The organism is Phenylobacterium sp. (assembly GCF_036501465.1).
Taxonomy (GTDB): domain Bacteria; phylum Pseudomonadota; class Alphaproteobacteria; order Caulobacterales; family Caulobacteraceae; genus Phenylobacterium.
Genome location: NZ_DASYAF010000020.1, coordinates 1 through 21,171 on the forward strand (window position 1 = coordinate 1; position 21,171 = coordinate 21,171).

Consider the following 21,171-nt stretch of genomic DNA (forward strand, 5'->3'; position numbering starts at 1 on the left):
GCCGATGGCGTCCATGCGGTGGGGGCCAGCAGCCTGGCCGCCGGCCACCTGACCCTGGTGCCGGAGCTGAAGGCCGAACTCGCCCGCCTCGGCCGCGAGGACATCATGGTGGTGGTCGGCGGCGTCATCCCGCCGGAGGACTTCGCCGTGCTCAAGGACATGGGCGTCGCCGCCATCTTCACGCCCGGCACCACCGTCCCCAACGCCGCCATCTCGGTGATCGAGCGCCTGAACGAACAGCTCGGCTATGCCCAGGAGCAGGCGGCGCAATAGACCCAAAGGCCGAAATTGTTCACTCGACCTGCGGCGCCGGGCGTGGCGTTCTTGCGCATCCCGGGGGTTCGGATGGCCGACAGCGACCTAGAGCGCAGCACCACCCGCGCCATCGCCTGGCGCATCCTGCCGCTGATCCTGCTGGGCTACCTGATCTCCTACATGGACCGGGTGAACATCGGCTTCGCCGCGCCGCAGATGAACGCCCAACTGGGCTTCACCGCCTCGGTCTACGGTTTCGGCGGCGGGCTGTTCTTCATCAGCTACGCGCTGCTGGAAATCCCCTCCAACCTGGCGCTCGCCCGCGTGGGCGCCCGGCGCTGGCTGGCGCGGATCATGGTCACCTGGGGCCTGGTGGCCATGAGCATGGCCCTGGTCCGCACTGACTGGCAGTTCTACCTGGTGCGCTTCCTGCTGGGGGCGGCCGAGGCCGGTTTCTTCCCCGGCGTGATCTACTACCTCGGCCTTTGGTTCCCGCAGGCGCACCGCGGCCGGGCGGTCTCGCGGTTCTATATCGCCGCGCCCCTGGCCTCGGTCGTCATGGGCGCGGTCGCCGGCGGCCTGCTGGGCCTCGACGGACGGCTTGGGTTGCACGGCTGGCAGTGGCTGCTGCTCGCCGAGGGGGCGCCGGCCGTCGTCCTGGCCTTCGTCTACCTGCGCTTCCTGCCGGACCGCCCGGCCGACGCCGCCTGGCTGTTGGCTGAGCAGAAGGCGTGGCTGGAGACCCGCATCGCCGCCGACAACGCCGCGGTCGCCGCGCCCGACCACCGAAGCCAGCTCCGCGCCCTGCTCCGCCCGGCGGTGATCGCCATCACCGCCGTGAACTTCCTCTACCTGGGTCCCTACTACGCCTTCACCCTCTCGGGGCCGACCGTCCTGAAGGAGGCCACCGGCCTCTCCGCCGCGGGCGTGGGCTATCTCGTCGCCGCCGGCGGGATCACCGGGGCCATCGGCATGGCGGTCACCGGCTGGAGCTCCGACCGCTTCCGCGAGCGCTACCTGCACCTGGCGGTCCCGCTGGTGCTGGCCGCGGCCTGTTTCGCGGTGATCGCGGTCGCGCCTGCGCCGCCGGTGGCCATGGCCGCCTACCTGGCCATGATGGCCTGCTACTTCGGGATCAGCGCGGCCTTCTGGCTCGCGCCGGGCGAGATCGTCCATCCGCGCGCCGTGGCGGTCACCGTCGCCGCCATCAACGGCCTGGGCCAGGTGGGCTCCTTCCTGTTCCCCTGGCTCTGGGGCCTGGCCAAGGACCGGACCGGCGGCTTCCACCTGGGCCTGTCCCTGCTGCCGGTGACCTTCCTGGCCGCCGCGGCCATCGTCATGGTCCTGAGAGGGAGCCAGTCTCCTCAGCGTGGCAGGTAGTCGTTGGCCTCGACCAGCTTGAACCCGGGCGTCTCCGTCACGCATTGGCGCAGCAGGAAGGCGTGGCCCGAGCCGAAGATCACCACGATGCGGTCGCCGGGCTTGGCGATGTCCAGCAGGTTCGCGCAGATCTGGAAATTGCGGTGATACCAGGCGCTCGCCAGGTCGACCCCAGGCTGGTCGAAGCCGCGGCCGATGCGCAGCACCTCGCGATAGAAGCCCTGGTCGGCCTTGATCCGGGCGGGATCGTTCAGGAGCCGCAGGTCCGCGCCGACGCCCTTGTCGGCCAGCACCCGGGCCTGCTCGTCCACCCCGGCCTGGGTCTGGGCGTCCAGCCCGTCCAGCAGCGCCTTGAACCCCTGGGCATAGGCGAAGTTCTTCAGGCGGTCGTAGGGAAAGTCGCCGTCGGCGTCGAGGCTGTAGACCCCCTCGGCGTGGGCGGTCTTGGCCAGCCGGAAGCCCAGCTGCACCACCTCGTTGTGCGACGGCGCGAGCGTGCCGGCCAGGTACTGCTTGTAGCGTTCGGCGACGATGTCGGCGGGCCACTCCACGCCGACCTTGTTGGGCTTGAAGCGCGCCAGCGCGTCGGTCACCGCCGCGATCTCGGCCTGGCGCTTGGGCGCCAGCACGTCGTCCACCTTCAGGTTGTGGATGTCGTGGCCCGGGTTCGACATGTGGAACGCGCCGATCACCATCACCTCGACGGGAGGCTGGGCGGGCTCAACCGCGCGCGCGGGGGACGTCATCAGCAATCCGCCCACGGCGGCGGCAAGCAACCGGAGACGCATGGATAATCCTCCCGGCCGCGACTGTAGGTTTGCCGGGACGTCGCTCAAGTGAAGGATCGGTAACCGGGCCACGCGGCCGGCAGTCGGGCCACGAAAAAGGGCCGCCGGTCTGCCCGGCGGCCCTGATCGTCTGCGGTGCGCCCAGCCCCTACCGGTTCGTCGGGCTGCCGCTGTTGAACGCCGCGGCTTGCTCGGCGGCTTCCGATTTCGGCTTGGCCGTGGGCGGCGCCGCGGCCGAGCGGCGATTGCCCATCATGCCCTGGGCGGCGGCCAGTTCGTCCGCGTCCAGGAAGCCGTCGTGGTTCTTGTCGAGCAGGTCGAAGTACTTGAGCAGCTGGGCGCCCATGCCGCCCTTCAGCTCGGCCTTCGACAGCTTGCCGTCCAGGTTGTCGTCCATCATGCCGAGCAGGCGGGTCTTGCCCATCTCCTCCTCATAGTTGACCCGGTGATGGGCGGTCTCGTCGACCCAGCGGTAGCTGAGCGAGGTGAACAGCATCTCCTGGAACGACTGCTCGCCCCAGCTGACGTTGATCTTCGGGTCCGGGTTGGACGGGTTGCGCGCGGAGTTGTCGTAGACGTAGTGCGCCACCAGCCGCGAGCCCGCCGGCACCTTCACCGGCTCGGCGAAGGTGTAGGAGCGCTGCCAGTTGAAGTCGTAGCGCGGCAGGCTGAGCAGCAGCTTCATCTTGCCGTCCGGATATTCGATCCAGAGGTCCGACGAATAGGCGCGGTAGTGCGCGTGTGGGAAGGCCGAGTACAGCAGGGCGTCGTGCGGGAACTGGACGTAGGCCACTTCCTTGTGCCGCGCCTCGCCGGCCGGGATCTGGATGGTCGGGTCCATCACCACCACGCTGTGCATGATCAGCTCCGGCGGCTTGTCGTAGAAGTAGAGCGCGACCTGGCTCTTATCGACCACTTCCTTGCCGTAGGGCGTGTAGTGCATCTGGAAGCCGTAGGCGCCGCCCGGCGGCAGATAGACGCCGGCGTTCTTCGGCTCCATGGAGCTTTCCGCGCCCACCGCATAGCCTGCGCCGAGCGAGGCGGCCCAGCGGGTTTCCGACGACTTGCCGTTGGCGGGCATGGATTCCATCCAGCCGGTCAGCAGGTGGTGCACGCCCTGGCGCGAACCCGGCTTCACGGTCGAGGCGCGGACCCACTTGCCTTCGGTCAGCGTGCCGGGCACCGCCGGGCGCTGGTAGTCGACCACGCCCGAGGCGGGGATGGTGAAGGCCGGCACGTCGATGATCAGGTCCGGCTTGCCCAGCGGCCATTCGGCCGCCACCCGCTTCACCGCGCCCAGCGGATCGGGCCCGTCGCCGCGCGGCGCGCCCTCGTCCACCCAGTGGACGATGGTCTTGATCTCGTCGGGGCTCAGGCGCTTGTCGTCCGAGAAGTGCCCGACCCGCGGATCGGCGTGATAGGGCGGCATCCGGTCGGTGCGGATCACCTCGCGGATCATCGGCGCGAAGCCCTTGACCACGGCGTAGTTATTGAAGGCCATCGGGCCGATGCCGCCGTCCTCGTGGCAGGCCACGCACTTGGCCTCCAGGATCGGCGCCACGTCCTTCGAATAGGAGACCTTGGTCGCGCCGGCGAAGGCGATGGCCGCCCCGGTGCTGGCCGGGCCGGCCATGGGCGCGGTCTTGCCGGCCAGCAGGGCGTCGAGCGCGCCCGGCACGCCGGAGACCGCGCCGCGATAGGTCACCGTCCAGGTCTTCGGATTGATCACCACGGCTTCGGCCGAGCGCGTCACGCCGAGGCTCTCGCCGATGATCTGCTTGTCGTCCATCAGGACGGGAGCCTTGTAGCCGACCTTGGTCGCCTCGGCCTGGATCGACTCCATCGAGTCCTTCGGGGACGAGTTGATCATCATGAACTCGACGCGCTTGGCGCCATAGTCGGCGGCGATCTTGTTGATCTGGGGCGCGAGCTTCTGGACGACCGCATCGCCGTTCTGCTGGGTCACCAGCACCACCGCCGGCGCATCGGCCAGACGATAGAGCTCGTGGGCTTCCAGGTTCTGGTCGACGAGCATGAAGTTGTCGACCCGGCTCGGCATGGCCGCCGTGGCCGCAACGCCGGTCCCGTGCGCCGTCGCACTCAGGGCCTGGGCGCTGGAGGACTGGTCGCTGGTGCAGCCGACCAGGGCCGCTGCGCTGGCGAAGAGGGCCAGGACGCCGAGTTTCGCACCGTTCATCAGATCGCTCCCCAAAGTGAGGTCCGGCATACGCCGAACGCGCCGAAGCAGCGGGGCTGCTCGGCGTACGCCGTACATCGCCCAACTACGTTACACGATTATTGCCGCGCCCGCTTTAAGCTGCAGTGCGACGACGTGTCGTCCATGGTCGCCGCCACCCGCGCGATCGGATGCAGCCCCGGTGCAAAAGCCGTAGCCGCCCATCGCTGCGGCGCGCAGGATGGGGGCGAACCCGGAGGAAGACCCATGACCGACGCCGCCACCGCGCCTGCCGCCGCCGCCCTCGCCGGCGCCCCCAGCGTCCGCTTCGGCTTCATGAAGTTCGTGGTCCGCGACCTGCAGGGGATGGCCGATTTCTACACCCGCGCCTTCGGCCTGGCCGTCACCCAGACCATCGACCTGCCGGACATCACCGAACTGGTCCTGCGCCGGCCCGGCGAGGAGGCCGGCTTCAGCCTGATCCTCTACTGGAACAAGGACGGCCGGCCCGTGGAAGTCGGCTCCGGCCACGGGCCGCTCGGCCTCTATCTCCGCGACGTGGACGCCGCCTACGCCTGGGCGGTCAGCCAGGGCGCGACCCCGCATCGCCCGCCGTGGGACACCGAGGCCATGCGGGTGGCCTTCGTGCTCGATCCCGAGGGGCGCGAGCTCGAACTGATCTCCATGCGCCGCCCTTAAGGCCGCGGGTTCGAAAACCGCCGCTCGGCGGCGGAACGGGCCTCGCGGCGGCGGGTTCTCCCAGCGCGAAGGAGGCCCCTCACATGTTCAAGCTGCCTGACCTGCCCTACGACTACGATGCGCTCGAGCCGACCATCTCGGCCGACACCCTGCACTTCCACCACGACAAGCATCACAAGGCCTACATCGAGAAGACCAACACCCTGGCCGAAAAGGCCGGCCTGTCCGGCAAATCCCTCGAGGAGGTGGTGCGCGAGGCCTCGAAGACCGGCGACAAGACCCTGTTCAACAACGCCGCCCAGGCCTGGAACCACGCCTTCTTCTGGCCCTGCATGGCGCCGGGTGGGAAGAGCTGCACCGGCCAGCTCAAGGCGGCCATCGAGAAGACCTTCGGCTCCGTCGACGAGTTCAAGGACAAGTTCGTCGAGGAAGGCGTCGGCCATTTCGGCTCGGGCTGGGTGTGGCTGGCGACCGGCTCGGAGGGGCTGAAGATCATCTCCACCCACGACGCCGACGACACCCTGGTGAAGGACGGCCTCTTCCCGCTTCTGGTCTGCGACCTGTGGGAACACGCCTACTACCTGGACTACCAGAACGACCGGAAGGCCTTCCTGGCGGCCTGGCTGCAGCATGCGGCCAACTACTTCTTTGCCGAGCAGCAGATGTTCGCCGCCGACGGCAAGGGCGAGGGGTTCAAGTTCGGCGCGCCGATGGCCAGCGGCGGGGGCGGCAAGGAAGCCCCGGCCGAGCAGCCGCGCGTCTAGGCCAATCCCCTAGGCCGGCCCGACATAGTCGATCACCGTCGCGGCGCCGGTCCCCGCGATCCGCGCCTCGACGTCGAACACCGTGCGCAGCAGCGCCGCGCCCATCATCTCGCCGGTGGGTCCGAACGCGGCCAGGCGGCCCTCGCGCAGCGCCAGCATGTGGCTCGAGAACCGCGCCGCCAGGGTCAGGTCGTGCAGGGCGCAGACCACCAGCCGCCCCTGCCCGGCCAGGCCCTTCAGCCGGCCAACCGTGTCCAGCGCGTGGCGCGGATCGAGCCCGGCGATCGGCTCGTCGACGATCAGCGCCTGCGGGTCGCCCACCAGGGCGCGGGCCAGCATGGCGCGCGCCAGTTCGCCGCCGGAAAGCGTCGTCGCCGGCTGGAAGCGTTGGTCCACGAGATCGCAGGCTTCGATGGCCTTGGTCAGCCGCGGCTCCAGCCCGCCCGGCAGGCCGCCGAACGCCGGAAGCTGCGGCGTGAGCCCCAGCGCCACCAGCCGCTCCACCGCGATCGGCCATTCGGCGCGCGGGTTCTGCGGCAGGTAGGCCCGCCGCCGCGCCAGGTCGCGGGGCTTCAGCCGCCCGATCGGCGCCCCGTCCAGGCTGACAGTCCCCGCGTCGGGCGCCAGCAACCCGGCCAGCACCGACAGCAGGGTCGACTTGCCCGCCCCGTTGGCGCCCACCACGGCCACGAAGGCGCCGCCGGACAGGTCCAGCGAGACCCCGTCCAGGATCGCGCGGCCGCCGCGCCGCACTGTCAGGCCCTCGCCGGTCAGCCGGGTCATGGCGCCACCCTGCGCAGCCGCATCACCAGCCAGAAGAAGAACGGCGCGCCCAGCAAGGCGGTCAGCACGCCCAGCCGCAGCTCGGTATTGGTGGGGATCACCCGCGTGCCGATATCGGCCGCCAGCAACAGCGCCGCGCCCAGGATGGTCGAGGGCAGCAGGATGCGGCTCGGCTGGTGCCCTACGAACGGCCGCACCAGATGCGGCGCCACCAGGCCGATGAAACCCACCGCGCCGGTCACCGAGGTCGCCGCCCCCACGCTCAGCCCCACGCCCAGCAGGGCCAGGATGCGGGTGCGGTCCACATCGACGCCCAGGCTCTGCGCCTGCGCCTCGCCCAGCGTCAGCGCATCGGCCGCCCGGCCCAGCGTCGCCAACAGGGCCAGGCCCGCCAGGATGAAGGGCCCGGCCAGGAAGATGTGGTCCCAGCTCCGCTCGGCCAGCGACCCCAGCATCCAGACGCTCATCTCATAGGCGGCATAAGGGCTGGGCGCGAAGTTCAGCGCCAGCGCCAGGAAGGCGCTCATCAGGCTGGAGACCGCCGTCCCGGCCAGGATCAGGGTGAGCGTGCTGCCCCGTCCGAACACCCAGGTCAGCGCCCCGGCCGCCAGCGCGCCCGCCATCCCCAAGAGCGGCGTCGACAGTGCGAAGACATGGCTGATCCCGAAATAGATCGAGATCACCGCGCCCACCGCCGCCCCGTTGGTCACCCCCAGCAGGCCGGGCTCGGCCAGCGGGTTGCGCAGCAGGCCCTGCAGCACCGCGCCCGACAGCCCCAGCGCCGCCCCCACCAGCACCGCCAGCAGGGCGCGCGGGATGCGAAGTTCGGTGACCACCAGCCCCGCCAGGCTGTCGCGCGGCGAGGTCAGCCCGGCCCACAGGTCGGCGGGGCTCAGGCTCACCCGGCCCAGGAACAGCGAGGCCACGAAGGCCGCGGCCAGCACCCCCAGCGCGCCCGCGATCAGCCCGGCTTCGGCCCCGCGTCTCATCGTCCAGGCTCTCCGGCCGGCAGCCGCGCCAGCGCCGCGCGGATCGCCACCGCCGAGTCCGCCGACTGCGGCACGCCACAGGTGTGGGCCGCGTCGTTGTAGGCGATGCGCCGCCCCGCATAGAGCCGGCGCACCACCCGGTGCTGGCCCTCGTCGTCCAGCAGCGACGGCTGACCGAGCGTGGCGCCGCCATACAACAGGGCGTCCGGCCGCGTGGCCAGCAGCTCCTCGACGCCGAAGCTGGATTCCGCCGCGCCTGGCCGGGCGGCGATGTTCTCGGCCCCCGCCGCGGTGATGATCGCGTCGGTCAGGCTGTCCTTGCCCGGCACGGCGGAGCCGCCGCTCCAGGCCACCACGCGCAGCTTCCGCTTCGGCGGATGGGCGGCGAGATCCGAAAGGGTGGCGTCCATCCGTCCGATCAGGGCCTCGGCGCGGGCGGGTTCGCCCACCGCCTCGCCCACCTGGCGAAGATCGTCTCGGATATCCTGGAAATTATTGGCGTTCTTCACGTCGACCACCTTGGCGCCGACCCGCCGCGCCAGGTCCCGCACCAGCGGCGAAGAGAGCCCGCTGTCGAGGATCAGGTCGGGCTTGAAGCGCACCACGTCCTCCGCCGACCCGCGGTTCTCCGCCACCCCGTCGGCCAGGCCGGGCGCGATCGCCTTGGCCCCGTCCTTGGCCAGGAAGGTCACCGAGGCGATCCGGGCCTTCGGCGCGATCTCCAGCAGCAGCAGGTCCGTGCAGAGATTCAGCGACATGATCCGCCGGGGCGGCCCGGGCGATGCGGCGCGCGCGCCCGTCGCGGCCACGGTCCGGCCGCAACCCGCCAGGGTCATGGCCAGCCCAGCGACGGCGAACAGGAACGCGCGCCTCATCTTCAGAACCTCACCCGCACGCCGGCGTAGGCCGCCCGGCCGGCGCCGGCGAAGCTGAAGAGCTCCTGGTAGCTCTGGTCGAACAGGTTCTCGATCCGGCCATAGAGTTCCGTGGTCCTGGTCAGTTTCCAGCTCGCGTCCAGGTTCACCAGGGTGAATGCTCTGAGCGAGACCAGCACCGGTGTGAACGAGGGGTCGGTGAAGGCCTCGTCGTTCTGCTTTCCGTTGTAGCGCACGCTGAGCGTGCCGCTGAACGGCGAGCCCGGCGGCGCCCAGGTCAGGTTGGCGCTGGCAATGTCGCGGGCGCGGCGCACCGCCTGGCCATCGAAGGTTGTGAACCGGCCCGCCTGGATCACCGAAAGGCTCTGCGGCGCGTCGAGCCAGGTATAGGCCAGGTCGATCCGCCAGCCGCCGTCCAGCGCCGCGTCGGCGAACAGCTCGACGCCCTTCTGGGTGTCGGTCCCAGCCAGGTTCACCGGCATGGCCACGCCGGTGGCGAAGCTGGTGGTGATCGCGTCGGTCGACCGGCTGTCGAAGTAAGTCGCGCCGGCGTGCGCCCGTCCCTGGGCGAAGGTCTGGTCGAGGCCGACCTCCCAGCCCTCCGACTTCTCCGGCTTCAGGTCCGGATTGCCGATGAAGCGGCCGGCCACGAAGTCGAACAGTTCCGAGAAGCTCGGGTCCTTGATCCCCGAGCCCGCCGCGGCGTGGACCCGCGTCCCCGCGTCCCAGCGCCAGCTCGCCTGGACGCGGTAGGTGGTGTCGTCGGCGAAGCGGTTGTTCCAGTCATGCCGCACCGAGGCGCTGAACGAGCCGCGGTTCTCGTAGGTCGCGTCGTAGGCGCCAACCAGGCCGGTGTTGTCCAGGCGCTCCTTGCCGAGGAACCCCCCGAACGGCGAGACCGTGGTCTGGCTGGTGTTCTGCTCGGCGTCGAAGGCCAGGGTCACCCGCTGCTTCAGCTGCTCGTCGCCGAACCGGTAGGCGCCTTCGTAGGACTCGATGAACCGGGTCCCATGATCGCCGCCGGTCTTGACGATCGGCTGGCCGGCCGGCGGAGCGAAGGCGTTGGCCACGTCGAAATCCGAGCGGCGGGTGTCGGCGACCTGGGCCGAGACGGCGTTGGTCAGCCGCTCGTCCAGCGACGACAGCTCGGCCTTCAGCAGGCCATAGACCGCGTCGTTGACGTAGTGCGCGCCGGGCGAATCCAGCGCCAGGCCGAAGGTCGGGGCCGTGGAATCCTCGCCCGTGTCGGTGGTGTCGGCGTCGGTGTGGGAGAAACGCCCCACGGCGGTGATGTACAGGCTGGCCCCGGGCGACCAGATCAGCTTGGCCGAAAGCCCGGCGTTGTCCGATCCCACATCGCGGTGGCCGCCCACCGCCACCGGATAGCCGTCGGTGTGCAGGCCGCTGCCGGAGATGGCGTAGTCCAGGTCGCCGTTGACGCCGGCGAGGCGCACCCCGCCGCCGTAGGTCCCCATCGAGCCGCCCTCGGCCCGCACGCGGACGCCCGGCGCCTCGGCCCCGGTCAACGTCGAATAGCTGATCACGCCGCCGATGGCGTCGGAGCCATAGAGCGCCGACTGCTGGCCGCGCAGGACCTCGATGCGGCTGGCCTCGTCGGCGATGATCGTGCCGAAGTCGAACTCGTCGAAGAACGGGTCCGACGCCTTGATCCCGTCCACCAGCACCAAGGTCTGGTTGCCCTCGCTTCCGCGCAGCCGCACCTGGGTGAAGCCGCCGACGCCGCCGGAGCGGCTGACCGCCACCCCGGGCACGTCGCGCAGCACGTCGGAGACCACGCGCACCTGGCGGTCGGTCATGGCCTGGTCGTCGATCACTGTCACCGAGGCGGCCACCAGGTCTTCCGGGGTGGCGTCGCCGGATCGGCTGGCGGTGACCACCAGCGGATCGAGGGTCGAAGATGGGATATCCTGCGCGAACGCGCCGAGCGGACTGGCCGCGAGGATCGCCAGCAAGCTGGCGCCATAGATGTAGCGGGGCATGCAAGCCCTCCGTTTGCCTGCGTCTGAACGACAGGCGGAGAGCCTCCCTCGGGCGAACCCCTCGGGCCGACGGCCCGGCGGCGCTGACGCGTGAAGGCGCCGGCCGGACCGGTCGAAACGGCTCTCCACCGCTTCTGCTCGTCGCTCAGACGGAGTTCCGCGCCCCGGATTCCACTGATCCGAAAGCTCGAGCGACACGCACCGACCGGTTTCCTGGCTCGCGGGTCACGGCGTCATACGCGGACCTTCCCGGACGTCGCCGCCCAGTGGCTGGCGAGGGGCCTAAGGCCTCCCGCCGAATGCGTATGCGCTCACCGCTCACAGTTGCAGGGACAGCCGCGGATCGAGGGTTTTCACGCCCCCTACCGCGTTCCCGATTAAGCCCCGAAGGGCATCGGCGCGCAGGTACTCGCCCACGGTTACGCTGCGGGCGGTTGGGTGTTTGGGCCGGTTTGAGAGGATTGTCCACTCTACCTCGCGCCGTCATCTCCGCGGCGGGGAGGGGAGCGCGACCGGCAGGGGCGAGGCATCGGGTACGGCCCTATGGGCGGCGTCAGAAGGTCTTCTGGAGCGCGAGGTAGTAGGAGAACTCGTTCGCCTCGCGCGCGTCCTGCAGGCCGCGGCCGGCGGAAAACAGCAGGTGATAGTGCTCGTTGAGGTCATAGACGCCCCCGACGTTGAAGCCGGACGAGTCACGTCCGCCGACGGTCATCGCCGTGTCGTGGAACAGCTCGGCGCCGATCGCCAATTGCTTCCTGACCTGGCGCTGCACAAGCCAGCCGGCAAACCAGTAGTCCCGGTTTCCCTGCCCCGGATTGAACCAGCGGCCGCCGCCGCCATAGGTGGTCCAGTCGCCCAGGTCCTTCTGGATCCAGATCGGCAGGAAGACGCGGGTCTTGCCGGCGCCGAGGCCGCGGTCGGCGTCGCCGGTCGGCAGCTCCACGAGCGGGAAGACGCCGACTTGTGGGAACCAGTCCTTCTCGCCCGGGGTGATGAAGCGATACTTGGCGCCCAGCTCGATGTCGCCCAGGCCGACCTGGGTCGAGCCGCCCTTGGGCGCGTCGTAGGCCAGCGGTACGATGATGTGCAGCTGCAGGTTCGGCGCGGCGCCGTAGTTGACCTCGGTCCCGGCCAGGACCCCAGCGGTGTCGCCCTGGACATGGGTCCCGGCTCCGAAGCCGTAGACTTCCCAGTGGCCGAGATCGACCGGCTCCGGGTCGTCCGTGACGAACGGCGGGCCGGCCTCAGCGGCGCCTGCCAGGCCCATCGCCAGACTGGCGCAGGCCGCGGCCGCCCATCGACGCAGGTGGTGCTCGGGCATCGGAGCTCCTGTCTTCAGGTCAGGCCGCAATCCGCCGGGACAGCCATGGTCTACTTGCCCTGCAGCAAGTCCATGAACGGTGGAAAGGTCAGCAGCACCCCGCCCACGAACAGCAGGACCGACGCCAGGTTCACCCGGGCCATGCTGACCGTGCGCGCCCGCCAAAGCCGGTTCAGCACGAACCACAGCACCAGCCAGATCACGATCGCCACGTCGGTGACGCCGGACAGCGGCCCCGTCGGCTTCCAGACCTTCAAGGCGCCGGCGAGCGGCGCCACGGCATCGGCCGCCAGCGCCAGGACGCCCAGCACGAAGCAGCCGCCCGCCGCCGCCAGGATCGCGGCCGCGCCGGGGCCATTGGTGATCGGGGCGCCGCTGCTCTCAGCCATGCTTTTCCCCCTTCATGATTACGATGGTCGCGCCACCGCGAACCGGGGCGAACTTGTTGAGCATCGCACCGAACGCGCCGGCCACGGACGTCGCGACAAAGGCGGTCGCCGCCAGCGCCATGACGGCGTTCCGCACGCCCCGGAACTGCGCCAGGTGGGTCCCGTAGCGGATGAAGATGTAGGCGACGGCGGTGAGCGTGATCGGCGCGAACCAGGCGATGTGCTCCTTCCACTCCATGCCGACGTCGTGCCAGCCGGAGGTGGCGGTCCGCGACATCAGGAGGCGTTGCGGATAGCCGCTGAGATCGACCGTCCCCGGCGGGGCCGCCGCCCGATACCAGGGATAGACCAGGTAGGCGCCGGCCAGGACGGTCACCCACGCTAGCGCCGCCATGACCACGAGGTAGGCGCACGCGAGCCGCCGCTCGCGCTCGGTCCAGTGGTGCCCCGCGATGGACGTCGAGTAGAGGCCTGCGACCGCGCCCGAAAACGCCAGCAGCAGCAGCGCGCCGAACCCCATGCCGTGCAGCATGGTCACCGCGTCGCGGACCGTGATTTCCATGCCCGTTCGCCCCTTGCCCTGTCCTAGGCTACCACCTTGTCCAGATAGTCGAAGCAGATCCTCGCCGCCTCGATGCGCGGCCGCGCGAACGGCGGCTCCTGTTCGACGAAGAAGCCGCGCACGCCTTCGGCATAGGCCGCCGGCAGCAGCTTCGGCCAGGGGATGATGCCGCTGCCCACCTCGGTCGGGTCCTGCTGGAAAGCGAAATTGGGCTTGGTGGTCGCCTTGATGTCCTTCACGTGCATCTGGGTGAAGCGGCCCTTGTGCGCCTTCAAGAGCGCGAAGGGGTCATGCCCCGCCGCCATCACCCAGCCCACGTCCATCTCGAATGAGACCAGCGCCCGGTCGGTGTTCTTCAGCAGGATCTCCAGGGCATTGGTCCCGCCGATCGGCATGAACTCGGCGTTGTGGTTGTGGTAGCCCATGGTCAGCCCGGCCGCCTTCAGCGCCCTGCCCTTGGCGTTGAGCAGGTCGGCCACCGCCTTCCAGTCGTCGGCGGTGAGCTGGCCGTAGACCCGGGCGAACCGCGCCGCCACGTCTTCCCCCGGCCGGGGCTTGGCGTCGACGTGCGCCGGCATCGGCACGCTGGGCATCACGATGTGTTCGATGCCGATCACGTGGGCGTCGGCGATCACCCTGTCGATCTCGGCGAGCGTCGGCTCCGGCCCTGCGCCCTGGGCCTGGACGTGGCTGGAGGTGGCCTTCAGCCCGACCTTGTCGAAGGTGGCCCGCAACTCCTTCGGCGTGCGGCCGAGATAGCCCGCCAGCTCCACGGTGCGGTAGCCGATCTTGGCCACCTGCCCCAGCATGCCGTCGACGTCGGCGCGCAGGTCGCCGCCCAGGGTGTAGAGCTGCAGCCCGATCGGCAGCCGGTTGCCCTTGAAGAACGGCTCCGTGGGCGACTTCGCCATCGCGCCAGTGGCCGCAGCCGTTCCCAGGGCCGCAAACCCGCTCAGGGCGCCCCGCCGCGTCATCGCGATCATCCTGCCTCCCAAGGTCCATCCGCCGGGAATCGCGCCCCGCGGCTTTCGAGGCGCGATCCTAGGCCGGGAAGCGGCGGCGCGCGACGCCTAGAAGGTGAAGCGCACGCCGGCCACCGGATCGGTGGAGTGCTTGTTGAGGAAGCCCGAGGCCAGCCCGTCGGCCACCGCCGCGTGGTTCGCGCCGGCATAGACGTCGAAGCGCTTGGTCAGGTGGTAGTCGCCGACCAGCGAATAGGCCCAGAGCTGGCCCGAGCACGACGACGCGCTCTCGTCGGCGCAGCCGTTGCCTTTGAAGCTGTTCTGGTCGTAGCGGTAGTAGGCGCCGGTCACGTCGAACTTGTTCGTCACCGCGTAGCGCACGCCCGTCCAGGAGACCGTCTCCTTGCGGTGGATCGTGTAGGCCGCGTTGTTCACGAAATCGACGATGTAGCCGCCGATGCCGCGGAAGCTGGCCGGCAGCGGGTGCTTCGGATTGGCGAACTCGATGGCCTCGACGCCGCCGTAGATCTTGGCCTTGCCCCACTGGTAGCGCGCCTCGGCGGCCCAAGCCGTGTCGTCGGAGACCGTCCCGGCCAGGGTGCCCGGGTGCTGGGCATTCTGAGCCGCCGTCAGGGAAGACACCGAGACCGCGTCCTGGACGTGGCTCCAGGTCAGGTCGACCGACAGGCCCTTGTAGTCGCCGCCGACGTTCAGTTGGTCGGCCTCGCCCGGGAAATCGTTCCCGCCCGCGAAATTGTGCAGGTAGCCGAAGCGCGCCGGGCCCTTGGTGATCACATATTTCACCGAATTGTCGAACCGCGAGGTCTCGGTGGCGCCGCCGCCGGCCGCGAAGCCGGAGTAGCCGATCACCGAGAAGGCCTGCGAGCCGGCCTGCGGGTCATACTTGCCGAAATTGTCCTGGATCAGGCTGGTCTGCAGGCCATAGGTGAGGGTTCCGAAGGTCTTCGACGCCACGCCCAGATAGGCCGCGCCCTGGAACAGTTGGCCGGCGCGACTGGAATCGCCGTTGGTGGTCTGGTTCTGCAACGGCACGCCGTTGTCGGCGATGATGCTGCGCGGCCCGTCGGCCAGGTGCAGCGAGGTCGGCTGGAAGCCGGTCTCCAGCTTGAAGACGAAGTTCACGTCGCTGGTCAGCGTCTCGACGCCGGAGACGCCCAGCTTCGATTGCGCAAGCCCGTTGGGCGAGATCGAGGTGATGGCGGCGCCGGCGTTCTTCTGGATCAGGAACGGCAGGCCGGGGCCGTAGAACTGGGTGAGCTTCGCGCCGTGCTCCAGGTGGGCCACGCCGATGTCGAAGGTTCCGTACAGCGTGATCCCCTTCCAGGTCAGCGCCCCGTCGTCCGTCTTCGCCGCCGTGGCTTCCTTGGCCGCCGCGGGCGCGGCCAGGGTCTCGACGCTCAGCGGCGCGGGCGCGGGCGCGGCGGCCTGCGCGAAGGCCGGGCGGACCAGCGCGGTGGTAGCCGCCAGGGCAAGCGCGCCGCAAAGCGCGAGACGAGGCAAGGTATTCGGCGAGGACTGACGCATGAGAGGTCTCGATCTGTATCCCAGCGCTTCTCGCCGGGCTTCGCGAGCCCTTTCCCATTGGCGGCTAAATTCGAGGTTAATTGTGGGAATCCCCAACGCCATCCTCAGCCCCTCGGTCAAACCACTGCTGGGGACACAGCCGCCGCCCGCGACGAACCCCCGCGCTCAGGGACCGTCGCCGCCCGTAACGCGCAACGCCGCCAAATCGATCTGCAGGCGGCCGTGGCCGAAGATGCTGGTGCGGGCGGCCGGGGTCGAACCGGCACGGGCCTTGCGGCCCTACGGATTTTAAGTCCGTTGCGTCTACCAGTTCCGCCACGCCCGCGCCGGCGCAGGCTTATCCGACGGCGCCGCGCCGGTCGATAGGCGGGCGGGCCAGCAGATGGAGCGACGAAAGGCGACCGATACTTCGACCGCCGCCGAACCGCCCCACAGCCAAGCCGTGGCAGAGTCGGTGAATGAGCCGTCCGGCCTTTCCGCTGTCTCTTGCCCTGGCTGGCCTCCTGGCCGCCCTTCCCGCGAGCGCCCAGGTTGCGCACGAGCACCACCTGCCGGGCGCACCCGCGCCTCACTGGCGCCCGGCGCTACTGGTGCGCGAGCAGGCGGCGGCCTCGGGCGCGTGGTCGCAACCGGTGCTCTACGTCCACGGCGCCACCTTCCCGTCGGCCAACTCGATGATGGCGCGCTTCGGCGGCGAGTCCTGGGCCGACGCACTGAACGCCCATGGCCACGACGTCTTCGCCCTGGACTTCGCGGGCTATGGCGGCTCCGAACGCTATCCGGCGATGCGCGCGACGGTCCCGGCGGGGCCGCCGGTCGGGCGCTCGGCGGAGGCGGAGCGGCAGATCGCCCGGGCGGTCGCCCTGATCCGCCGCCGCACCGGCGCGGCGCACGTCTCGATCATCGCCCACTCCTGGGGAACCATACCGGCGGCGCGCTTCGCCATCGATCACCCGCGAGCCGTCGACCGACTGGTCCTCTTCGGCCCGATCCTGCGACGCGACGGCCTGCCGTCGCCCGCGCCGCAGGCCTGGAGCCTGGTGACCATCGCCGAGCAGCACGCCCGCTTCGTCAAGGACGTCCCGGCCGGCCACGCCCCAGTGCTGGAGGAGGCCGGCTTCCCCGCCTGGGCGGCGATCTACCTGGCCTCCGACCCCGAAAGCCGCACGCACTCGCCGCCGGCGGTCAAGGTCCCCAACGGCCCATCCGCCGACGTGGCCGACGCCCATGCGGGGGCGCTCGCCTATGATCCGGCCCGGCTCGACCGGCCGGTGCTGTTGATCCGCGGCGCCTGGGACAGCTCATCGACGGCGGCGGACGCGGCCTGGTTCATGGCCGCCCTGCCCCCTGGCCTGGAGCGGCGGCTGGTCACTGTCCCGGAAGCGACCCACCTCATGCATCTCGAGACCGGGCGTCACGTGCTCTACCAGGCGACGGAGGACTTCCTCTCAGCCCCGGCCGCCGCCGGAGCTTCCGCCAAGGGCCGGTAGCCGGACCGGCCTCAGGCCGCGATCGCCGCCGGCTCGGCCCCCAGGCCGGCCTCGAAGTCCTGCAGGATATCCAGCAGTTCGCTGACCATGGCTTCCAGCGGCTTGCCCTTCGGGAAGCGGTAGCGCCAGAAGCTGGCGATGTGGCTGACGATGCCGGCGCCCTCGCCCAGCGCGACCAGCATGTCCGGCGACTTCAGCAGGAAGTCGCGGAACGCCGTGGCGTTGCCCTCGCGGGTCAGCTCGTCGAACACATTGTCGTAGAGGCGCAGGTAGTCGCCGACGAACTTCACCTGCCGCTCGATGTTCTCCCCGATCCGCACCTTCATGCTGCGGCACAGGGACTCCGCCTCGAAGTCGCGGGGGCCGATGGTCTTGACCTTGTTCAGCTCGACCATCACCTCGCGCAGCTTCGGCCATAGGTTGTTCAGCACCCACTTGTAGTAGAGGAAGCCCTTCCAGGCGAAGATGCCCTCGCGGTAGCTGTCGCCTTCCAGGCGCAGGGTGAGCCGCAGCGGCTCCAGCCGATCGTCGTGCTTGCTGGAGAGCAGCGCCTCCACCAGGCGGCTGTTGTTGCCCGAGGCGCGGCCTTTGTAGGCCAGGTCGATCAGCTTGCCGATCTCCTTGCTCACGAACGTCTGCATGGCGTCCAGGTCGTGGCCGGAGATCTCGAAATGGGTGTCGGAGATGTCGAACCCGCGGCGGCGCATGTGCTCGCGCAACAGGAAGGGGTCCAGCGACGGCAGCTCGTCCAGGGCTTCCAGCACGCCGGCGTCGCGGCCCAGGTCGGCGCTCTGGCCGGCCAGCTCCTGCAGGCTCTCCATCCAGCCGCGGTCGCCTACGAACAGCGCGCGCCCGCCAAGGCTCAGGTCGGACCGCTCGAACGGCACGATCAGCTTGGTGGCCGTGCGGTGGCGGGTGGCGACGGTGCCGATCTCGTTGGTCCGCAGCCGATGCTTGATGATCACCGCGGCGTTGAGCGCGGGAGAGGTGAACAGCGGCTTGGCCTGGTGTTCCTCATTGTCGGCGTGACGCACGGCGAGCGCCGCCAGGTTCAGCACCCGGCTGGTCGAGGCTGTCTTCTCGAGCCCTCGCATACTGCGATAGGTTTCGGCCACGAACGTCGCTCCTCGAGCGGGCGAGAGGTCACACGCGCCCCCGCGTGCCGACCCTGACTACCCGCAAAAAGGAAAAAGGCGATTAACCCGGCCGATTCACCGAACAGGTGATGCGAACTGGCGCGCCAGGCCCAAGGGGTCGGCGCGCCGGGCGCGGCTCAGTGCGACTTCGCCTGGATGTCCCGCAGGTTTTCGCGTTCCGCCTGCTGGCGATCCTTCGCCTGATCCACGCTGTAGCAGGTCTTCTTCGGCATAAGGGTGCCGATCACCGCCTCGCTCTTGCAGATCATTCGTGGCTTTTCCGTCTTGGCCGCCGGCGTGGCCGGCGCGGTGGCCGTAGGAGGGGTCGCCGTCGTCGCGGGGGTCGCGGCCACGGCAGGCGCGCCGTCGGCCAGGATCGCGGCAGCCGCGATCAGCGCACTAAATAACATCGTTATGTCCTTGAAACTCCAGTAACACCGGGAAATAACCGAACATGTGATCCGATACAATCCTTATATTATTTGCATTTGTTAGTAGTTCTCTGGTCAGGCTGCTGTCTCAACCTCGCGGATCGTGTTGATCCCCGCCGCCCTCAGGGCCGCGACCAGCTCGCCCACGGCCGCCGCCAGCTCGACGGAATCGCGGCTTCGCAGCACCAGGTTGGAGCCGTACTTCCCGTCGCCGAAGAACGGATAGCTGCCCAGGCTCATGGCCGGATGCGCCCTGGCCACCGCCTCCAGGGGCGCGGCGATCACGCCCTCGCCGGAGCCCTCCACCCGCACGGTGCGCGACACCGTCACCGCGCCGCCGCGCAGGCGGGGCCCCACGTCCTCCAGCATGCCGCGCATCACCAGCGGCACCCCCGCCAGGACGAAGACATTGCCGATGGTGAAGCCGGGCGGCCCCTGCACCGGGTTCTTCACCAGGTCGCCGCCCACCGGCACGCGGGCCATCCGCCGGCGCGCCGGCGTCACCTCGGGGCCCCAGCGCGCCGCCATCATGGCCAGGATCTCCGGATGCTCGTAGAGCTCGACCCCGAACGCCGCGGCCACGGCCTCGGCGGTGATGTCGTCGTGCGTCGGGCCGATGCCGCCGGTGGTGATCACATAGTCGTAGCGGGCACGCAGCGCGTTCAGCGCCGCCACGATCTCCTCGTGCACGTCCGGCACGGTGCGCGCCTCGGCGAGGTCGACCCCATGGACGCCCAGATAGCGGGCGATGTCGCGCAGGTTGGTGTCCTGGGTCCGCCCCGACAGGATCTCGTCGCCGATGATCAGCACCGCGGCGGTGACGCGGTCGTCGCTCGAGGGTCCAGCCATTGGCGCCTTCCAGATTGTCGGTGTCATCGCCGGCATTCTTCAGAATGCTGGAGAGCCTTACGGCCCATGGCCAGATTGGAGCTACGGGCTCCGGCCAGGTCAAGGACCGGGCTTCGCCCGGCCGCCAGGCGGCGCGCCACGGGCGCGTCCTTGAGCTGGCCGGAGCCCGTAGCAAACTCGCCCCCATGGACTTAAGGACGGGCCTGTAAATCGCTTGGAGCGCGCCATGCGCCTCGCCTTTGTCGCCGCCATCCTGCTTGCCCTGCCCCTTGTCGCCCGGGCGGGTCAGGCCGGCCTCATCGAACGCACTCCGCGCACCTGCCCCGTGGTGCGCCCTTCCGAGATGGACCAGGGCGAACTCGCACGGCTCATGCAGCGCTTTGAGGCAGACCTTTCGGAACCCCAGCGCCGGGCCGTGCAGGACGCAATCGGCAGACGCTGCGCGCTCACCGAAGGCGGCGTCACCTGCGCCAACCGCGCCGGCCTCGCCGCCTATCGCCAACTGGGCGTCTACAAGGCCTTCGTCGCTGAGGTCTGCAAGCCGGCCACGCCCTGATGGACTTCCCCTCGCCCCTCGCCCACGGGACGTTGACCGCCCGCTACAAGCGCTTCTTCGCCGACGTGACCCTCGACGACGGGCGCGAGATCGTCGCCCACTGTCCGAACCCCGGCGCCATGCTGGGCCTGAACACGCCGGGCCTGGGCGCCTGGGTCTCCGCGTCCTCCGATCCGAAGCGCAAGCTGGCGCACACGCTGGAGCTGGTGGAGGTCGACGGCGGCCTGGTGGGGATCAACACCCTGCACCCCAACCGCCTGGTGGCCGAGGCGCTGGCGGCTGACGCGATCCCGGAGCTGACCGGCTACGACACCCACCGGCGCGAGGTGAGGTACGGGACCAATTCGCGGGTCGACTTCCTGCTCACCCATCCGGACCGCCCGGCCTGTTGGCTGGAGATCAAGAACTGCCACCTGCGCCGAACCGGGACGCTGGCGGAATTTCCCGATTGCGTCGCCGCCCGCTCGGCCAAGCACCTGCGCGAGCTGGAGGCGATGGTCGCCGCCGGCGACCGCGCCGTGGCCCTGTTCGTGGTGCAACGCATGGATTGCGACCGCTTCGCCGCCTGCGCCGACCTCGACCCCGCGTTCGCCCGCGGGCTGGACCAGGCGGCGGAGGCTGGGGTCGAGGTGCTCGTCTACGCCTGCGACATCGCCGTGGACGGGGTCAGGATCGCGCGCCGGCTGCCCTGGAGCCGCTAGCCGCCGGCGGCGCGGCCTCGGACGCCGTTCAATCAGAAGCTCAGCCTGTTCTCCGTCCCGGACAGCAGCCTTCGGATATTCGCCCGGTGCTTCAGGACGATCATCAGCGCGATCAGGGATGCGAAAACCTGGAAATAGGGGGTGGTCCCGAAGGCCGGAACGAACGAGACCGCCACGAAGAACAGCGTGGCGCAGATCGTGCCCAGGGAAACCAGGCGGGTCACGGCCACGATCACCACGAAGACGCCCAGGCTCATCAGCGCCATGACCCAGTTGATCATGAACATCACGGTCACGGCCGTCAGCACGCCCTTGCCGCCCTTGAACCGGAAATAGACTGGCCAGTTGTGGCCCACCACCGCGCCGCCGCCGGCCGCCAGCAGGCTCAGGCAGTCCACCGCGGCACCAGAGTGGACATAGACGCCCAGCCACAGCCCGATGAGGCAGGCGACCACCCCCTTGGCGACGTCGCCCGCCAGGACAAGCGCCGCGGCGGCTTTCCCCAGCACCCTCAGCGTGT

At 69.8% G+C, this 21,171-nt stretch carries 21 protein-coding genes, 1 tRNA gene, 1 pseudogene and 1 riboswitch; of the genes and pseudogenes, 7 read left to right on the forward strand and 16 right to left on the reverse strand.

Going from position 1 to position 21,171, the window contains the following annotated elements:
• Positions 1 to 273: pseudogene (locus tag VGL85_RS02165) on the forward strand (methylmalonyl-CoA mutase); the annotation flags it as partial.
• Between the two features lie 72 nt (positions 274 to 345).
• Complete coding sequence (locus tag VGL85_RS02170; RefSeq protein WP_331585542.1) at positions 346 to 1,635, forward strand: MFS transporter; 1,290 nt, start codon at positions 346 to 348, stop codon at positions 1,633 to 1,635.
• On the opposite strand, the gene VGL85_RS02175 is transcribed toward VGL85_RS02170, so the two are convergent.
• Both VGL85_RS02175 and VGL85_RS02180 read right to left on the reverse strand, forming a co-directional pair.
• Positions 1,620 to 2,423 carry a DUF5694 domain-containing protein gene (locus VGL85_RS02175; protein ID WP_331585543.1) on the reverse strand — a complete coding sequence of 268 codons (804 nt, stop codon included), beginning with the start codon at positions 2,421 to 2,423 and terminating at the stop codon, positions 1,620 to 1,622. The genes VGL85_RS02170 and VGL85_RS02175 overlap by 16 nt on opposite strands.
• 148 nt (positions 2,424 to 2,571) lie before the next feature.
• Positions 2,572 to 4,620 carry a redoxin domain-containing protein gene (locus VGL85_RS02180; RefSeq protein ID WP_331585544.1) on the reverse strand — a complete coding sequence of 683 codons (2,049 nt, stop codon included), beginning with the start codon at positions 4,618 to 4,620 and terminating at the stop codon, positions 2,572 to 2,574.
• A gap of 246 nt (positions 4,621 to 4,866) precedes the next feature.
• Between VGL85_RS02180 and VGL85_RS02185 the strand changes: the two genes are divergently transcribed.
• Complete coding sequence (locus VGL85_RS02185; RefSeq protein WP_331585546.1) at positions 4,867 to 5,298, forward strand: VOC family protein; 432 nt, start codon at positions 4,867 to 4,869, stop codon at positions 5,296 to 5,298.
• 83 nt (positions 5,299 to 5,381) lie between these two features.
• Entirely contained in the window at positions 5,382 to 6,062 is a 681-nt protein-coding gene (locus VGL85_RS02190) for a superoxide dismutase (protein ID WP_331585548.1), read from the forward strand.
• 9 nt (positions 6,063 to 6,071) lie between these two features.
• On the opposite strand, the gene VGL85_RS02195 is transcribed toward VGL85_RS02190, so the two are convergent.
• The 10 genes from VGL85_RS02195 to VGL85_RS02240 all read right to left on the reverse strand — a co-directional run bounded on the left by VGL85_RS02195 (position 6,072) and on the right by VGL85_RS02240 (position 15,813).
• Complete coding sequence (locus tag VGL85_RS02195) at positions 6,072 to 6,845, reverse strand: ABC transporter ATP-binding protein (RefSeq protein WP_331585550.1); 774 nt, start codon at positions 6,843 to 6,845, stop codon at positions 6,072 to 6,074.
• Positions 6,842 to 7,834 carry an iron ABC transporter permease gene (locus tag VGL85_RS02200; protein ID WP_331585552.1) on the reverse strand — a complete coding sequence of 331 codons (993 nt, stop codon included), beginning with the start codon at positions 7,832 to 7,834 and terminating at the stop codon, positions 6,842 to 6,844. The genes VGL85_RS02195 and VGL85_RS02200 overlap by 4 nt, the downstream gene beginning before the upstream one ends.
• On the reverse strand, positions 7,831 to 8,709 hold the full coding sequence (locus VGL85_RS02205) for an ABC transporter substrate-binding protein (RefSeq protein WP_331585554.1): 879 nt from the start codon (positions 8,707 to 8,709) through the stop codon (positions 7,831 to 7,833). The genes VGL85_RS02200 and VGL85_RS02205 overlap by 4 nt, the downstream gene beginning before the upstream one ends.
• Before the next feature lie 2 nt (positions 8,710 to 8,711).
• The gene (locus VGL85_RS02210) at positions 8,712 to 10,709 is read right to left on the reverse strand and encodes a TonB-dependent receptor plug domain-containing protein (protein WP_331585556.1); all 1,998 of its coding nucleotides are present in this window, start codon (positions 10,707 to 10,709) and stop codon (positions 8,712 to 8,714) included.
• Positions 10,710 to 10,895: 186 nt separating this feature from the next.
• Positions 10,896 to 11,123, reverse strand: a riboswitch (cobalamin riboswitch).
• A 139-nt stretch (positions 11,124 to 11,262) separates the two neighbouring features.
• Positions 11,263 to 12,030 (reverse strand): hypothetical protein, encoded by a 768-nt coding sequence (locus tag VGL85_RS02215; RefSeq protein WP_331585558.1) that lies wholly within the window; start codon positions 12,028 to 12,030, stop codon positions 11,263 to 11,265.
• Between the two features lie 50 nt (positions 12,031 to 12,080).
• Entirely contained in the window at positions 12,081 to 12,419 is a 339-nt protein-coding gene (locus VGL85_RS02220) for a hypothetical protein (RefSeq protein ID WP_331585560.1), read from the reverse strand.
• A complete protein-coding gene (locus tag VGL85_RS02225; protein ID WP_331585562.1) occupies positions 12,412 to 12,981 on the reverse strand; it encodes a hypothetical protein in 570 nt (189 codons plus the stop codon). Before VGL85_RS02225 ends, VGL85_RS02220 begins: the two co-directional genes overlap by 8 nt.
• 23 nt (positions 12,982 to 13,004) lie before the next feature.
• The gene (locus VGL85_RS02230; protein ID WP_331585564.1) at positions 13,005 to 13,964 is read right to left on the reverse strand and encodes a sugar phosphate isomerase/epimerase; all 960 of its coding nucleotides are present in this window, start codon (positions 13,962 to 13,964) and stop codon (positions 13,005 to 13,007) included.
• An 87-nt stretch (positions 13,965 to 14,051) separates the two neighbouring features.
• Positions 14,052 to 15,464, reverse strand: a complete 1,413-nt coding sequence (locus VGL85_RS02235; RefSeq protein WP_331585566.1) for a porin — start codon at positions 15,462 to 15,464, stop codon at positions 14,052 to 14,054.
• Positions 15,465 to 15,724: 260 nt separating this feature from the next.
• A tRNA-Leu gene (locus VGL85_RS02240) sits at positions 15,725 to 15,813 on the reverse strand.
• A 133-nt stretch (positions 15,814 to 15,946) separates the two neighbouring features.
• Here VGL85_RS02240 and VGL85_RS02245 point away from each other — a divergent pair.
• Positions 15,947 to 16,978 carry an alpha/beta hydrolase gene (locus VGL85_RS02245; RefSeq protein WP_331585568.1) on the forward strand — a complete coding sequence of 344 codons (1,032 nt, stop codon included), beginning with the start codon at positions 15,947 to 15,949 and terminating at the stop codon, positions 16,976 to 16,978.
• Positions 16,979 to 16,989: 11 nt separating this feature from the next.
• Here the strand turns inward: VGL85_RS02245 and VGL85_RS02250 are convergent, their stop codons facing one another.
• The 3 genes from VGL85_RS02250 to VGL85_RS02260 form a co-directional block, all read right to left on the reverse strand.
• Entirely contained in the window at positions 16,990 to 18,093 is a 1,104-nt protein-coding gene (locus VGL85_RS02250) for a hypothetical protein (protein ID WP_331585570.1), read from the reverse strand.
• 158 nt (positions 18,094 to 18,251) lie between these two features.
• On the reverse strand, positions 18,252 to 18,524 hold the full coding sequence (locus VGL85_RS02255) for a hypothetical protein (RefSeq protein ID WP_331585572.1): 273 nt from the start codon (positions 18,522 to 18,524) through the stop codon (positions 18,252 to 18,254).
• 96 nt (positions 18,525 to 18,620) lie between these two features.
• On the reverse strand, positions 18,621 to 19,394 hold the full coding sequence (locus VGL85_RS02260; RefSeq protein ID WP_331585574.1) for a competence/damage-inducible protein A: 774 nt from the start codon (positions 19,392 to 19,394) through the stop codon (positions 18,621 to 18,623).
• A gap of 226 nt (positions 19,395 to 19,620) precedes the next feature.
• Here VGL85_RS02260 and VGL85_RS02265 point away from each other — a divergent pair, with 226 nt between their 5' ends.
• Both VGL85_RS02265 and sfsA read left to right on the forward strand, forming a co-directional pair.
• A complete protein-coding gene (locus tag VGL85_RS02265) occupies positions 19,621 to 19,950 on the forward strand; it encodes a hypothetical protein (protein ID WP_331585576.1) in 330 nt (109 codons plus the stop codon).
• Entirely contained in the window at positions 19,950 to 20,651 is a 702-nt protein-coding gene (gene sfsA / locus VGL85_RS02270; RefSeq protein ID WP_331585578.1) for a DNA/RNA nuclease SfsA, read from the forward strand. The genes VGL85_RS02265 and sfsA overlap by 1 nt, the downstream gene beginning before the upstream one ends.
• A gap of 32 nt (positions 20,652 to 20,683) precedes the next feature.
• Here sfsA and VGL85_RS02275 read toward each other — a convergent pair.
• The coding region (locus VGL85_RS02275; RefSeq protein ID WP_331585580.1) for a glycerol-3-phosphate acyltransferase at positions 20,684 to 21,171 on the reverse strand (488 nt) is incomplete at its 5' end.